We start from the raw sequence: 16,208 nt of genomic DNA on the forward strand, positions 1-16,208 counted from the left end.
AAATTTTGCTTATCATTATTCTAACTGCGCCACTCGAACCTCGATTCGTTTCCAGACATAACGGCTGGGAAAGTCCCTCGCAAGCTTGAGTAGGATAGAGCGACCATGCCGAATGAGCGTTGCGGCGCAATAAAAGAATTCCAGACGGAACCGGGCAATCGTATAGCCTTGATGGACTGGCTCACAGCAGTCACGTTTGAAGCGCTCGAACAAATTGTAGGCCAGCAGCTTGATCAGCAGATCCAGACCATTGGCTTTGAAATCACCTGTCGCAATGCGATCGATGGAAAACCCGTTCTTGGCTTCCTTAATGTAATTTTCCATGCAGCAGCGCTGATTGTAGAATCGCCACAAATCGATCGGTTCCCATTCCAGATTAGTCACCATGGCTTCGTACTGCCAGTCCGAATCGAATACAATGCGGCCTTGGCCCTCCTCGAACACTTGCGCCTTACGGATGATCGCTACACGACGCGCCTTGTTCCAGGAGGTCGCTTGGTAGATCAAGCAAATACCTTCGATGATCCACTCTTCGTCGACATATCGCGTCCAGTAACGACAAGCCCCAACTTCCTTGGCCAGCCGCTGGGTCCATTTCAGCTTGCCGACATAGCCGATGTGGTGCTGCTCCCACAAGCTGTAAAAATCTTCACCGCCAAAGCCTTTGTCGAACCTTGCGTACTTCACTTTGTGTTCGTCGAGCAGTCTAAAGGTTTGCCGCAGGAAGTCGGCCGCATCGGTGGAAGAGTGCGTATTGCCCGGTCGAAGCACGGCGTTCAAGTTTAGTCGGCTCTGGCCTTCAAAGGCAAGCAGGGGATGATAGCTCTTACGCCCGGGCTTGTGTGGATTTGTGCCTTTGGCCGCGCCGGACTGATCGCCATACACGGTCTCTACCGTGGAATCCAGATCGAGAATCAGCTCAGGTGGCAAGCAGGGTCGAATGATCTCTTGATTCAGCCTCCGCAGTTCGTTAACCAGAGAGGGACAGAAACGACCAAGCCGGATCAATTCCTTGTACAACAGACTGTGATGCGGGCAGCGGCCGCCGAGAAAGCGCCTCAGCAGCACGTCGCTTTGCAAACGACGGAAATGAAAAATCCGTTCGCAGCCAAGCATCCAGCCAACGATGAGATAGAGCAGAATACGGTAAACGGGGAAGAGGGAGTTGCGCGCTTTGCCGCCGGAGAGGCTGCACATCGCCTCCGGCAGTTTGATTTTTTCGAGAAAGGCCAGGAAGATTTTGATGCCGCCGCAGCTCGTTGCGTTTTGTAGTGAAAATTCTGTTTTAATTTTGCTGATCGTTGTGGTAGACTTCACCTATAAGGTGCTCCTCTCTTTGGGTGTAGTGTTCCAAGTAAACACCATTCTACCAAAGATTCGGAGCCCTTTTCATATTTTCAAGAAGCGATACTTTCGAAATTCAGGATAATATCTTTTATACCGCGATAACCCGTGCGAAAAATAGGTTAAAAATATATTGGACGCCTGAGACAGAGAACAAGATATTAACTAGTTTGGAGAAAAAAACAAGTGTAAAAGACGTGGCTTTACTAACATCCAAATTGTAAGTATATAGTGGACTCTAGCATAAAGAGTTGTCAGATATGATTACATTATTCCAAGAAAGTAAGGATGTGATGGTGCGTTTTTTTGCCTCTTTACTTTCTTACAAGCCTTTACCTCCACAGCCTCCTAATTAATATGGAGCCCTCCATCACGACAATGTAGACCTAGTACATGAAGAGGAGTTCAATGCGAAAAATGTCTGAGCAGAGGGGATAAAGCTGCACATGAGGTATTGTCTAATATTAGGACAGTCGTGGTTGCCAGAAAGTAAGGAGTAAATGTGAATTTTCGCGACTTTTCATAGTAATCCACCGTTTCAGCTACGACTGAGACTTCTTCTGCTGTCAAAATCGATTGAAGGGTAAACTGGATCGTGATAGACTTTTTCATGGCGTTGTCACCTTTAGGTTGCGTTTGTAGGGGTACAATCATTTTATCGAGTTACGGGCTCTTTTTCTACCATTTAGTGGTTAATCATCAGGCGTGATACATTATAAAAGTAATAACTGTTATTGAGTTCAGCGGACTTTTTAGCGAACATATGATTGTATTTATGAAGGGCGAATGTTATAATAATTTTGTAATTATATGTACCTCTGTACTCCCTATTTTGCTGGAGACAAGAGCTTGTCGTCCCGAAAGGACAAGTAGTTTTATTACCTCCCCTGTAAGCTTCTATTTGGAAATTCCAGATATGAAGAGAGGAAAAATGCAGGACAATTTCACTTGATCCGTCACTTCCGTTTGCAGAAGACAAGGATTGAAGAGTACCGAAAGGCTCTGATAAAAGTTTTACTTTTGCGCATTCGCGTGCGTCTTTAGAAATTTGGATACTGTTTTTAAAAGCCGATTTTTGCATGGATTATTCTGTGCAGAGATCGGCTTTTTTGCATTTATAAAATATGAAAGGATGATTGAATTGTTCAATTTGTTCAAAGGAAAGAATGGAAAAAATGTCGATGTAGCTGTAGGAAACTTCTTGCAAGAAGAAAAGAAGCGGCATAAACGTGCTGTGGATTTTCTGCAATTAATGGCTGGAGTTACAGCCCATGTTGCAACAGAAGTATGGGGAATGGCTGATCAAGATGTGCAAGTAAGTGATACAGTCAGATTTGATCTTGCTACCCAAAGCTTCTTCTTTAAAGGTGCGGAGTCTGATATTAATGTTCAGGCACTCAAAGGACAACCTTTCTGGCAGAGTGTTCAGCAAATTATGTATTTCGGACAAGAGTTACTGGACGATATCAAAGAAAGAGAAGAAGGCAGAAAGCAAATTGTCTCAAGCATTTCTGATCTGACAGAGAAGATAATGCAAGTTCAATTATCGTAAGTCTCTTGAAGCAGTTTCGAGTGTAAAGAGAATAGATCATTTTAAAAGCCGATTTCACGCACGCTTCTTTGTGCTTGAGATCGGCTTTTTATATTTATTAAGGGGCGAATAGTTATGAAAAGAAATTGGAGAGTAAATTCAGCACCAGTATCCCATACGATTGAAAGAGCATTTGATGCTTATATTTTAGGGAAATTGACCAGACATGAATATTGCAGCTGTGTTGCATATCTTCTGTATGCAAGAGGCTAATAAAAAAGTGATTTAACCATCTGATTAATCTTTCAGGTGGTTTTTCTATATTTCAAAAAACAAGGAGGACTATTCAGTGAATTCAATTTTGAAGGATGTTGTAGCTGTTCCGTCCAGCCAAGGGAATGCGATTGGTTATTTAACCTGGAATTCATTATCCAACATGCTGATTACCCCTGATGAGCTTAAACAAAAGCTCGTTGATTCTGGATTAGGAGCTGGTTGGATGCCGAAGGATATCCGATTACCGGATGCATTCAGAAGAGCCACAAGTGAAAAATTCAAAAGAGAAGTGTCACCAGGAGTATATGAAAACTATATGTTCCGAGAGGTGGCTTCTACCAGCACTTTCGTTCAACGAAACCTAGTTTGCGAAACCAAGGATACAAAAGGTAGAAGATTAAAATATGTTCCAGACGTAGGAGCGCTGGTATTAGATCGAAAAACGGAGACAGTAGAGACCAGCTATATTTCATCAATGGCGCAGCAACTAGTTAATAATGCTGCGTTGCAGTTTGAAATTTATCGAAACAATTATGGTTCTACTACACTACGTACGTTGATTACCAACGTCTTAAAAAGTATGTCACCTACACCGGTTAGACCATCAGGTGGTGTTTACTTCATACCGGCACAGTTTGAGAGCAACTTGGATGCATTGGTCAAATTCGTATCATCTCTTGAAAAAGGAGAAGCGGAGAAGGTTCCTGTAATGAACACCATGGATATGAAAAACATGGTGACACGCAAGCTGTTAGATCATCTCCGTGACACTCTCGCTGCATGCGAAGAAAGCACGGAAAGACAGCTGACCAAAGGCCAGATGAAAGAGTTGATAGAAAACGCTCGGTCGGTGGCAAACGATTTTGCGCAGTATCGCGAAATTGTCACCGGCGATCTGGAGGAAATGGAACGTCTGGTGTCGGCGCTTCGCATGAAAGTGGGTGAAGCGCTAGTGAATATGGCCGTGTAATTCTCCAGAAAGGAGAAGAAAAGAAATGAATGCCGAAACTGAGCATAGAAAGTTTGTTGAACTGCTTGAAGAGGGAGATGGAAAGCTTGTGATTTCCAAACATGCGCTTCACAGACAAATTGAGCGCGGCATCTCCGAAATAGACATACGAAACGCCGTCTTGAACGGATGGCCGATTGAGAGGTGTCAGGACGGTGCGGATGTTACCATCGTTCTGATGTATTTTCTTAAAATCGGAAAAGGGCAATACCGTCCGCTCCATGTCGTATGCGTTTTTAATGTTGTCCATCCAGAATCGTGGACGGTGAAAACGACATACGACCCCCGAAGCGGGGAGTGGAGAGACAACTTCCAAAGAAGAAAATAATTTTTGTAATGCAAAAATTTATCTGAACGGATATAATAAAGGGTAAAGGGGTGTGATCGTCATGTCCAAAGTCGGACGACCCAAGGCTGATCATCCGCGGAACTTTACCCTTCCAGCCGTTCGGGTGAACAGGGAGGAAAACCGTATGTTTAAGCTTAAAGCGGGAATATTTGCGAACGGCAGCTTGGCGAAGTTTTCGCGCATGGCCATGGAAGCGTACCGCGAGAAAATCCCGGAAACGATTGAACTGGCCGGACGAACTGGTCATCTCCGGTACGGAACGGAAGTTTACACTGTGGAGGTCGGGAATGAAATCTACACAGTGACGGTTACGAACATACCGGAATACATTTTTGACGATGGCGAAACGGTGTCAGATTTGATGCTCCGCGCGAGCATCGAAGAAGAAGTGAATGAAATGGTTTTGGAATGCATCCAGAATCGTCGTCCGGTGCCTGAAGCCATCGATCTGCTTGAATGGATCGGGTTGCCAGTCACGGTGTAAAAACAAAAACACTATTAAAAGCCATGAGTTTCCCGTGCGGGATTCGTGGCTTTTATTTTTTCGGAGGTTGAATGTGGAGTTGACGTGGGCATCTTGGACTTCCTGCGATTGACCCCACATTATAAAAACAAAGAGCTGATGACTTCTTCATAAGAAGCGTTGGCTCTTTTTATTTTATCTAAAAATGGAGGTAGCTAAATGAAAATCAAGGATATCCAGAATGCATTAAATAGTCAATATTCTGAACGAGAAGAAGTGATTGAGGGGCTGATGGTAGCATTGATCGCCCGTCAGCATGCTTTGTTGATCGGGCCGCCCGGAACAGGAAAGAGCGCCCTTGTAAGTGATCTGACTAAGCGGATTACAGGAGCAAATTATTTTCAATGGCTGCTGACTCGTTTTAGTACGCCGGAGGAACTGTTCGGCCCTGTTTCGTTGAAGGAACTGGAACAAGGCGTGTACAAACGGAATACGACGGGAAAGCTGCCGGAAGCCCACACCTCATTTCTTGATGAAATATTCAAGGCCAATAGTGCAATTTTGAATGCATTGCTGACTCTCATCAATGAACGAGTGTTCTACAACGATGGTGCACCGGCACAGGTTCCCTTAATGTCCTTAATCGGAAGTTCAAATGAATATCCCGAAGAAGGTGAAGGACTAGAGGCATTGTTTGACCGTTTCTTGCTCCGATATGAAGTGGACTATATAGGTGAAGATCAATCCTTTATTTCGATGCTGAAAGGTTCTGCACCATCTACAGCCGATATGAGCATTGATGAACTATTTGAACTCCAGTTCTTCAGTGATACGGTTACTATCCCTGATGAGGTTTTTGAAGCAATGAGCAAGATCAGAAGGGAACTGATGGATGAAGGCATTCGTCCTTCTGATCGCCGATTCAAGCAAGTACTAGCAGTGATTCGTGCTAAAGCTGTATTGGCTGGCAGAGATTATGCAGAACTTGAGGATCTCATGATTCTCAAGCATAGCCTGTGGGAAAAGCCGGAGCAGCGTGATAAGGTGGCGAAGATCGTTCGCAATCTTGCTCAGGATGCGGTGAAGACACGTGTGGAAGAGATTAAAACTGAAGCTGCTGATATCTTGAAGAGTCTTGAACAGTCTAACAACTCAACGGATGTGGCTGTAGAAAGTACGAAAAAGCTCAAGAGCTTAGTCAGCGAACTTAAAAAGCTTCAAAAGGATAATCCGAACCGACCAGAAGTCGAGCAAGCTATTGCTCTTGTTCAAAAGTCATTGACGGATATCGCATCTCAAGTGTTGGGGGTGTAGGAGATGAAGGAGCTTAAAGGTTCTGTTTTAAACACAGATTCATATGATCGAAGACGTTTTGGGCAGCTTTTAGAGATGTCTGAGAAGCTCAGAGAGGTTAGTAAAGAGGGAAGTAAATTATTTCCCTCTTTCCAACCTTTAATGGGTGACATGTGGGCAGGCCTTTTTAAAATGAAGCCTGAGTTGCTGGAAGAAGTTCCTGAAGGGCTAGAAATGAATCATCAACTTATGGAACGAGTCATGTCAGACGAAGGCTATCAGGAGTTTCGTGAGTTTACTCGTCTGGATGATCTGGCCGCTGCACTTGGAACAACAAAGTACAGCGAGACTGTTCTTGGCTGGGTGAAGGAACAAGCGCAAAGGGATCAGGACTTGGCGAATGCGCTGCAAAACTTTGTGAAGGGAAAGCAGGGAGCTTCACAGGAAGCGTCAGAGGCCTTATCTTCAGCTTTGAATCAAAACGGCAATGAACTATCTAAGATGCTTGCCAAAGCTGCACAGGAAGCAATAGAAGCCAAGGAGAATGTGAAATCTCTTTTGGGAGGTATGCGGGCTGGAAGCGGAGATAGTGAATTGAAAAAGGTTCCGTTGAAAGATCAACTGATTCTGGCTGAAAGATTAAGCCATGATAAGAAGATGAAGGACATTGCGAAATGGGCTGGTCGAATGAAAGTGATTGCGAATCGGAAACAGCGCTCGAAGCATAAGGACGCCATCAACCGTAATGGGATTAAGCAGGGAAATGATATAGAACAACTGCTTCCGATGGAACTTGGGAGCTACGCCAGCCCCATGACGAAAATGGATTTCCTACGCCGATATGTCGAGGGTCAAACGCTTCAGTATGATACAAAGGGGCCTGAACAGCTTGGCAAGGGGCCAATCATCCTGTGCCTGGATCAATCCGGAAGCATGAGTGGACAAGACACCATCTCCAAAGGATTTGCTCTTGCCTTGATGAGTATTGCCCGCAAGCAAAGAAGAGACTTTGCATGGATTCCATTTTCTTCGCATGCTGCCGCCCCATTAATCTATGAGCGTGGAAAAATTACCGTTCAGGATATGATACAGCTTGCCACTATTTTTTTGGGTGGAGGAACAAGCTTTGAACCACCGCTTAGGGTAGCAAGTCAAGTCATCCAACAGAGCCGGTTTAATCAGGCGGATATTGTGTTTGTGACAGACGGCGAATCCCATGTGAACGAGCATTTTCTAAAGTCGTGGAATGAGTTGAAGGACAAGAAAGGATTGGCGGTCTTATCTTTACTTCTTGGAAGGGAATCTGTTCAAGGAGTGGAAGGTTTCTCAGATCGAATTGTAAGAGCTTCTTCATTTGAAGATGAGTCAGTGTATCAGGCGTTTGAAATATGATGAACATAACAGGGCAGGTAAGCAACTGTCCTGTTCTCTATCTTGGAGGAAATAGAATGAAAAATAAGTCTAAATTTAGGTAATTGGATAAATTTAGATAAATAACGCAATCAAAATAATATAAAAGTGGTGTGAAGAGCATTGATGCTTTCGACTATAAATAACAGAATGAGATTTTTCTCTCGCTAGATACTTTGATGTTGTTTGTTTTAGCGCGTGCCCTAGCCGATGAATGTTTTTTGACATGAAAATATCAGTATTAATTGTGACCTGAAATTTTGAGACCACATCCAAAAAAAGAGACATATATGTTTAAATGTGGTATTGTTAAAATATTAATAGGTTTTATACATGATTTATCCAAAAAACCTAATTGATGCAAACTGCGATACTAATCTATCAGTAGGTAGGTGAATGAATGTTAGAAAAATCCATTTTGTAGAGTTCAATATAATTGAAAAGCATGAAGATTGCTGTTGCAACAACAATGACATATATACTTTTGCTTAAGGAGGAATTGATATATGCCGCGATTTTCTGTAATAGCACCAACATATAATAAAGCTGCCGAGTTAGATTGTACTCTGATGGGGTTTACACGGCAGACATTCAAAGATTTTGAGGTGGTTATCGTTAATGACGGTGGAGATGATGAGACTGAGAGGGTTGTAAATAAGTATGATTCGATGCTGAATATTCAATATACCAAGCAGCCAAATCTGGGAAGAAGTTCTGCTCGTAATCATGGTCTTAAACTCGCTCAAGGGAACTACATAATACATATTGACAGTGATCGGCTTCCTGATGAGAATTTTGTTAAAGCACATATGGATGCGCTTTCATCAAGGGAGAAAACTGTAGTCATAGGTTCAAAACATTGTGTACTTCGAAAATATACTAATTCACTTAAGATTTTTGATTCTGTCAAAAAGGGATATATGGATTTGCTCGTCCGTAACAAAAAAAATGTTGAGGGAATACTAAAAGAGGAACAAGAGCTACTTACGGCCGATACTTTGCGAGATAATTTCCATGAGGCTATTCGTAGATGTTACTTATTTGAGGGGCCAGATAATTTCCCTGAGGTCAGAAAAGTATTTACTGATAAACTTGAAAATTTTCATTTCGGGTGGGTTCTGGCTACAACGGGCAACATGTCTTATCAAAGATTGGACGAACAACTTGTAGATGAGAACTTCAATGGCTGGGGGGGGGAGGACACCGATCTTGCCTTTCAATTTTACCTGAAGGGGTATAGCTTTGTGTTTAACCCAGAAGCGATAAATTATCACCAAGAGCATCCCCGGGAAAGAGAGTTACAAAACGAATTATTCGCCAATGCTCGTTACATGTACGAAAAATATAGTATGGACGATAAAACGTCGCTATTAATTATGCTATGGCTCAGAACATTTGCTCATTCATCAAAAATTACTTTGTCGGAGGCAAATGCTATTTATGAAAATTATATTAAGATAAGCGATACTGCTTTAGCTCAGGATTATATCGCTTACGCCAAGCATCATGCCGCCAGTTTGTTTAACCTACGATGAACTTATTCACATCAATTTTTAAAACAAATAAGTTTGGATATCTGTCAGTATATAAATGGATATTTTCATATTTAAAACCTTACCGAAATCAGGTTGGATTATTTCTGTCCCTTGGGATCGCGGTAACATTATTTGAAATGATAATTCCCAAAGGTGTGCAATATATCATTGATGTCATTATTCCACAACAGGATTTTCGTAGACTGATTTATTTTGTCGCCTTTATGCTGGTACTTGTTTTATTGATAACCGGCATTACGGTATGGAAAAATTCGGTTCAACGTAGTATTCAGGAATATGCTGCAAAGGATATCCAATGGGACGTTTTTCGTAAAAGCAGAGAATTGGGCTTCGCTTATTTCGAACGAACAACAATTGGTGAAACATTAAGTATGGTTGGGCAGGAAGTTGAATCTGTGCAAAAGATGTACCGTTTATTGATACCAGAGTTAGTGAAACAAGGTCTAATCATGAGTGTTGTCATATGTATCATTTTGACCATTCACTTGGAGCTCTCGTTACTTTTACTGCCCTGCTTGTTGATATATTATGTTCTCAGCCCGAAGTTTGAGCGCAGAGCTGCATATTACACTAAGTTATGGCCAATTAAACGCAAGTTAGTACTTCAGAAGGCTCATGAGACTTTGAACGCTTTGACGGAGATTCGCATATTTGGAAGGCAACTCTGGGCAATGGAACGGTTCGTCAATGTTATTGATGAATTTTTGTTTGTCTGGAAATACTCAATGCTGTTTAACCTATTAAGGAATTCGTTCAGACAATTTACGGTATATACCGGGATTATTGCAGTTTTCTTGTACGGACTATTCTTGGTTAATCATCAGGAAATTACGGTTGGAGGATTTTCTGCCTTCCTATTCTATTATTTTATTTTAATTAATTCTGTTGCTCAGTTTCTTACTGTGATGATGGAGCAACGTTTATTGATCCAAAATGCCAGTCAATTGTATTCTTTTATGAATTTAGAACCGGAAGTAAAAGAAACATCAAACCCTTGTGTGCTCGGAAAAGTAAAGAAAGAGATACTATTCGAGGAAGTTTCTTTTCGTTATCCCAGCAGACCAGAATTACTCAGTGGATTAAATTTGCGAATTGAGGCTAATCGAAAAACGGCACTGGTCGGCACGAGCGGAGGAGGGAAGTCAACAATAATTAAATTGCTATGCCGTTTCTATGAAGTCACAGGGGGGAGAATCACCCTAGATGGTATTCCAATCAAACAATTATCCTTGAAAGGACTTCGAGAAGAAATCGGAATAGTACATCAGGAGAATTTTATTTTCGGTGGTTCCGTAATGGAGAATATTGCTTTCGGAAGAGGTGATGCCACAAGAGAGGAGATCATTCAAGCTGCGAAATCAGCAGAATGCCATGATTTTATCATGGAGTTGGAGCATGGATATGATACTATTGTCGGGGAACGTGGGCTAGTTTTGTCGGGAGGCCAAAAGCAAAGAATTGCCTTGGCAAGACTTTTTCTGAAGAATCCATCAGTGATCATTCTTGATGAAGCAACATCTGCACTTGACAATTTGACAGAGAAGAAGATTCAAAAAGCGATATGCAAACTAGCAGAGAATCGTACTGTAATTACTATCGCCCATCGACTTACCACAATTAAGGATTACGATAAAATAATTGTGCTACACAAAGGCAGAGTTGTAGAAGAAGGAACTTACGATGAGCTTGTAAAAAGTCGAGGTTTTTTTTATAGCCTGTTGCTTTCGGGGGAGTATGACCATGTTTAGCAGGTGGATATTGGATTCAATCAGGAATATACGTTGGGGTTTAATGTTTGGGGGCGTCTTATGGTTAATGGAAAGCTTATCAGAGATTTCTCTTATTTACATACAACGTATTATCATTGATACCTACATGCTAGGCGATAAAACGGAGTTTTTTGGACAGACGATGTTGTTATTCCTCGCACTGATTTTATTATATGTTACTATGCATACTTTGGCCCCTTTTTACAACGGAACCCTGCAGTTTTCCCTGTACAGGATATTGTGCAAAAAATTCATGCAAATAGTCTTTCGATTACCGATTGGGAAATTTTATGGAGAGCGAATTTCTAATTATGTGAATTATGTGACTCGAGATACGATTAATCTCTCTGCAGGTATCGCAGACTATACTCCTAAGATTATTGGTATTCTCATCAAGATCCTAGCTATTTTGATAATCATATTGAATGAGCATCGTGTGATCTTTATGTTGCTTTGCCTTATCGGATTGTTATACCTTGCTTCAGTTTATTACTTTTCCAAGCGCACAAAGCAAAGCGCCCGCTCTGTTCTGGATTCGAAGTCGGACATCTTGCTATTTATGGAAGAGAGTATTTCTGCTACACGTGAATCAATTTCTTACAACCGTATCGATTATGAGAAAAAGAAATTTGATCAGTTATTTGAACGGTATTTCAGAAATATTCTAACCGAAGGAAGGGTAAGCAACAACCAAGTATTGCTTTCTGAACCTTTAGTGTGGGGAAGTAAATTAATTATTATAGCTTATAGCGGTTATCTCATCATGAACGACAAGCTTTCCGTTGGCTCTTTTGTTGTCATCTATCAATTAAGTACATTGCTGCTGAACTCCTTAAATGATTTGTTTCAACGTATACTTTCAACTTACGGAACAGTGGCAAGTCTGGAACGCCTTAATGCTGTAATGGATGAGAACTGCAATCTCGAAAAAAACGGAGAATGTGTCATCGCTGGAGCTATAACAGAGCTTCAGTTTAAGAATGTCAGTTTTTCGTATGATGAAAATTCTCAGGAGTGGCTTATTTACAATCTTAGTTTACAAATCCCAATAGGAAAAAAAGTTGCTTTCGTAGGAGCAAGTGGTAGCGGTAAATCCACACTTTTGCAGTTGCTTGCCGGATTGCATAAACCTTCTACCGGAGCAATTGTGGCTGATGGTCTACCGATAACGGAAATGAATGAACATGATTGGTCGAGAAGGGTTTCCTTCGTTCAACAAGATCCGTTTATATTTCCTGCAACTATCATGGACAATATTACCCTTGGAGACCCTCGCATATCAATTGAAATGGTCACAGAGATGTGTAATTCAATGCAAGTATTTGATTTTATTAATGATATGCCTGGAAAATTTGAAACATTGATTGGCGAAAGGGGGATTACTCTCTCTGGAGGGCAAAAACAACGTTTAGCTCTTGCTCGAGCAATTGTTAGAGATCCAGAAATACTGATTCTAGACGAGGCTACCTCCGCTCTAGATAGTGATACTGAACGGTTGGTGTTGAACTACCTAGACAAAGTTAGAGCCGGTAAAACGACGATATATAGTGCCCACCGTTTATCGACCATAGAAAACTCCGATTATATCTTTGTTATCCGGGATGGAAGAATTGTAGAGAGAGGGACACATCAGCAATTAATGCTCAATAAATTGTATTACCATCAATTACAATTTTCGGATATGTATGGAGGTTGAAAGTTCCAATTGAACACGTTACTTATTAATGTTAATAGTAGTATGGGTCAAAACACGAAATGGAATACTACTTAATAAATTATTGTATTTATCTTTGAATTAAGTAAAACCAGTTTCCAGGGCTCTTCAAGTTAAAGAGTTACCTTGAAAATGTCAAAAATCAAATTTCGCCGCCACTTATTGAGATTCTCATTTATCATCCCGCTCTAGCAACGTTCTTACTATGCAATTAGCATTTTCATAATTGAGCGTTTTGCAGTAATCTGAGGCCTTGAGCCGTAAGGATTTTCGGACATAAAAAAGGGACTTCACCCCAACTTGGAGAAGTTTTCAAGTGACCAAACCCAAAAACCTCAAGGATGGAGGAAGTCACTTTGTATATTCTCCAAGAATGTCTGTTTTCCTTCGAAGAACTTTTAAAAATTCAACCCAAGGAGAGATTGCCGATCTTCTTCAGTTCTCTCGATCTGAGACCGTATGCCAAGGAACTGAGAAGCCGTTCACCCCGAGGCGCTGAGGGATACTGCAGACAAGGTATTCTACGAGCACTCTTGGCTGCGCCGCTTGAAGGAATAAGTACCTTTTCAGGGTTGCATAAGCGTTTGGATACGGATCTCCGGTTTCGTTATCAGTGTGGTCTTCCGCTGGATCGAGAAGCTCCTTCCATATCCACATTAAGCCGAGTTTTCTCAGAACTGACGAGAAAGGACTTGGCAAAACGGCTTTTTGAGGATTTGGTCACACGCTGTCAGCAGGAAGGTATCATAGAAGGCAGTAACGTCGCCATAGACAGCGCCGCTCTCCGCGCTTACGAGAAAAAGCAGCCCAAACGCAAAAGCGAGCAAACGGGTAATGCGAACTGGGGCGCAAAAATTGATTCCTTCGGCAATAAAATCACATGGTTTGGTTACAAAATTCATCTGGCGGTCGATACGAAAAGTGAATTGCCGATCGCCTTGGAAGTAACGCCGGCGCATGTCAATGATGGAGAAATGGCGCCGGGCCTGATCGAGAAAACAGCGTCCAGGACGAGCACACGATTTTTCATACTCGATGCGGGCTACGACCAAATGAAAGTTTATGAGGCCGCCCGCAACGTCAAGGCACAAGCCATCATTCCCCTTAATCTGCGGGGGGAGAAGGAACCGCCTGCTGGCATGACCTCGAACGGAACACCGTGCTGTTCCATGGGTTATGCGATGACATACTGGGGAGTTGACGGCGATATGCATAAATTTCGCTGCCCGCATGCCACGGGTAAAGTCGACTGTCCGCTTGGCATGGCTGCCTGCTCGTCTTCAAACTATGGAATGGTCGTCAAAGTAAATGCGAAGGATGATCTCCGGCGATACAGCATCCCTCATCGGGATACAAAGCGTTGGAAGGAACTTTACAATGAACGAACCAGCGTAGAACGCTGCAACTCCCGATTGAAAACCTATTTGACGGCAGACGCCGCACATGTCCGGGGCATTCAGAAAGTCACAACTCACCAGTATTTGAATGCCATTGTTCTGCTTGCATCTGCGCTCGCCGTTTCTCATCATTCAAAACGGGCTGCCGCTTAAAAAACGAGCTGTTCTAAAATTCTGCAAGTCTGCCCTTTTCTTCACCCATATAATACCATTTTCGAAAATTACCCCTTAACGACAGTGAATATGCTATCGCTTCTTCTCTGAAACGGAATTATGCAAAACACTCAATTAAACAGACACCAGGCACCTAGTATAGCGAGGAAGCTCTAAATATTATGAAAGAGAATCAAACACTCGTATAAGTAACCTCAACGATTATTACGGGTTTATGAGAAGTCTTTGAAAAAGAGAAGCGACATGGTTTTAGTACACGGTGACACACAACCCAGATTCGATTTTAATTTATCCTGTACATCTAAACCCGATAGTGAGAGAAATCGCATATAGTATTCTCTCCGATCAAGAAGGGATATTTTTATTAGAGCCTTTAGATTTTGCTGACATGGTTAACCTAATTGCACGCTCTTATTTAGTTTTTAGTCATACGGGTGGTTTACAAGAAGAATCTGCAGTCTTTAGCACGCGAGAGATACTACTGAAAAGTAAGAGATAAATTGCTTCTAATTCTGTTGTTATAATGGGAACCAAAGAAACGGACATATATAATATTTGCCGATCCTTGCTAACAGACGAAGTGGTTTGTAAAAAATGAAAATTTCTAATAATCCGTTTGGAGATGGAAACGCTTCAAATCGGATTGTTCACTACTTGGCTTATTACTTTGGCTTAATCACCAACGCTCCAGACCAATTTAAAAAAATACTATGAAATGAGGAATGAAAAATGAAATTGAAAAAAAAAGGTCTTACCCCCTTGTCGGTTTTAGATAAGCCTAAAGAAGAGTTTGAAGAGGATAAGGTGCTATACACTGGCAGAATACAAAACTTTAATGGAACTCTTACTCGGGAGGAGTTTTTAAGAATTGCTCCAGCACCTTGGACCGTTGACTTCCAACTGACGGCTGTTTGTAACCAACATTGTGTATTTTGTTCTTATGAAGAAAGAAACAAGCATTTACAAAAGAATAAACTTGAAGTAATACGAAGGACTCATGAGGAATTAATTCAGATGGGGACTCGTGGCATCATTTATACTGGTGGTGGCGAACCTTTGTCTTGGCGAGATGGCGGAGTCGATCTTCCAACTTTAATTGAAGAGCAAAATTATGGAGAACTTTGTAAACCAAGTCTAGTCACTAATGGAATAATGCTACGTGGAATGCTGAAACCCGAAATATTAAAGAAACTTCATTTCATTGCGATAAGTGTGTATGCGCATACACCAGAGTTATTTCGAAACGTTGTATTGACTAATGGTTTTAAAGTTCAGACTGAGAATATTAAAAGACTTATCAAAATGAAAGAGGAGATGGGGTTAGTCTACCCAGAGGTCTCGGCAAAACTATTGATCAATAGGGTTAATTATAAATACTTACCTGAAATATATGATTTCTACAAAAATCTTAATACTAAATATATATTTATGAGATGTGTGAACAACTTTGAGGAAGGTCAGGATGTAGAACTATCAAAAGATCAGAAAAATGAACTTGAACAGTTGGTTAGACGTAAAATGAACATTAATGAGGAGTACGTAGATGACTTTTTGAGAAGTTTGTTGCCCCCAAAAGATATACAACCGGCAAGTAATTGTTGGACTGTTATGATGGGGCACAATTTATTAATTTCAACCCTTGGTGAAGTTTTTATTGAGGTACCATATGGAGCTAATAAGGAATTCTGCATAGGTAATATTAATAACCAAACAATGAATGAGATTTGGGGATCAGAACAACATTTAAATGTTATTAATAAGTTGAATAGCCAAATGAAGAGAGGTGGGTGCGATCTAAGAATGTGCAGACACCATAAATACAACAAAGTTATGGATTCCTTTTTAGAAGGAAGTATCAACGCTCCTAGACTTGATAAGTTTGACCTTAAGCACGGATATTATTTGTAAAAGGGGCGTGAAGAT

At 41.5% G+C, this 16,208-nt stretch carries 13 protein-coding genes; 12 read left to right on the forward strand and 1 reads right to left on the reverse strand.

Going from position 1 to position 16,208, the window contains the following annotated elements; all coding sequences use genetic code 11:
• Positions 1–15: 15 nt before the first annotated feature.
• Positions 16–1,317, reverse strand: coding sequence for an IS1380 family transposase (locus BFJ94_RS00180; protein ID WP_009226929.1), 1,302 nt, complete (start codon positions 1,315–1,317; stop codon positions 16–18).
• Between the two features lie 1,168 nt (positions 1,318–2,485).
• Here BFJ94_RS00180 and BFJ94_RS00190 point away from each other — a divergent pair.
• The 12 genes from BFJ94_RS00190 (at position 2,486) to BFJ94_RS00245 (ending at position 16,193) form a co-directional block, all read left to right on the forward strand.
• Positions 2,486–2,896 (forward strand): hypothetical protein, encoded by a 411-nt coding sequence (locus BFJ94_RS00190; RefSeq protein ID WP_120460068.1) that lies wholly within the window; start codon positions 2,486–2,488, stop codon positions 2,894–2,896.
• A gap of 328 nt (positions 2,897–3,224) precedes the next feature.
• Positions 3,225–4,121, forward strand: coding sequence for a DUF6744 family protein (locus BFJ94_RS00195; protein ID WP_120460069.1), 897 nt, complete (start codon positions 3,225–3,227; stop codon positions 4,119–4,121).
• A gap of 25 nt (positions 4,122–4,146) precedes the next feature.
• Entirely contained in the window at positions 4,147–4,488 is a 342-nt protein-coding gene (locus BFJ94_RS00200; protein WP_120460071.1) for a DUF4258 domain-containing protein, read from the forward strand.
• Positions 4,489–4,633: 145 nt separating this feature from the next.
• On the forward strand, positions 4,634–4,993 hold the full coding sequence (locus BFJ94_RS00205) for a hypothetical protein (protein ID WP_120460073.1): 360 nt from the start codon (positions 4,634–4,636) through the stop codon (positions 4,991–4,993).
• Between the two features lie 198 nt (positions 4,994–5,191).
• Positions 5,192–6,286 carry an AAA family ATPase gene (locus BFJ94_RS00210; RefSeq protein ID WP_120460075.1) on the forward strand — a complete coding sequence of 365 codons (1,095 nt, stop codon included), beginning with the start codon at positions 5,192–5,194 and terminating at the stop codon, positions 6,284–6,286.
• Positions 6,287–6,289: 3 nt separating this feature from the next.
• A complete protein-coding gene (locus BFJ94_RS25265) occupies positions 6,290–7,657 on the forward strand; it encodes a VWA domain-containing protein (RefSeq protein ID WP_162944083.1) in 1,368 nt (455 codons plus the stop codon).
• A 524-nt stretch (positions 7,658–8,181) separates the two neighbouring features.
• The gene (locus tag BFJ94_RS00220; RefSeq protein WP_120460077.1) at positions 8,182–9,210 is read left to right on the forward strand and encodes a glycosyltransferase family 2 protein; all 1,029 of its coding nucleotides are present in this window, start codon (positions 8,182–8,184) and stop codon (positions 9,208–9,210) included.
• Positions 9,207–10,979, forward strand: a complete 1,773-nt coding sequence (locus BFJ94_RS00225; RefSeq protein ID WP_120460079.1) for an ABC transporter ATP-binding protein — start codon at positions 9,207–9,209, stop codon at positions 10,977–10,979. Before BFJ94_RS00220 ends, BFJ94_RS00225 begins: the two co-directional genes overlap by 4 nt.
• A 43-nt stretch (positions 10,980–11,022) precedes the next feature.
• On the forward strand, positions 11,023–12,696 hold the full coding sequence (locus BFJ94_RS00230; protein ID WP_268238248.1) for an ABC transporter ATP-binding protein: 1,674 nt from the start codon (positions 11,023–11,025) through the stop codon (positions 12,694–12,696).
• 374 nt (positions 12,697–13,070) lie between these two features.
• Complete coding sequence (locus BFJ94_RS00235; RefSeq protein ID WP_016311143.1) at positions 13,071–14,264, forward strand: transposase; 1,194 nt, start codon at positions 13,071–13,073, stop codon at positions 14,262–14,264.
• Positions 14,265–14,544: 280 nt separating this feature from the next.
• Complete coding sequence (locus BFJ94_RS26180; RefSeq protein WP_120460083.1) at positions 14,545–14,784, forward strand: UDP-N-acetylglucosamine 2-epimerase; 240 nt, start codon at positions 14,545–14,547, stop codon at positions 14,782–14,784.
• Positions 14,785–15,014: 230 nt separating this feature from the next.
• A complete protein-coding gene (locus BFJ94_RS00245) occupies positions 15,015–16,193 on the forward strand; it encodes a radical SAM protein (RefSeq protein ID WP_120460085.1) in 1,179 nt (392 codons plus the stop codon).
• Positions 16,194–16,208: the final 15 nt, after the last annotated feature.

This window comes from Paenibacillus aceti, assembly GCF_003614185.1.
Classification (GTDB): Bacteria; Bacillota; Bacilli; order Paenibacillales; family Paenibacillaceae; genus Fontibacillus; species Fontibacillus aceti.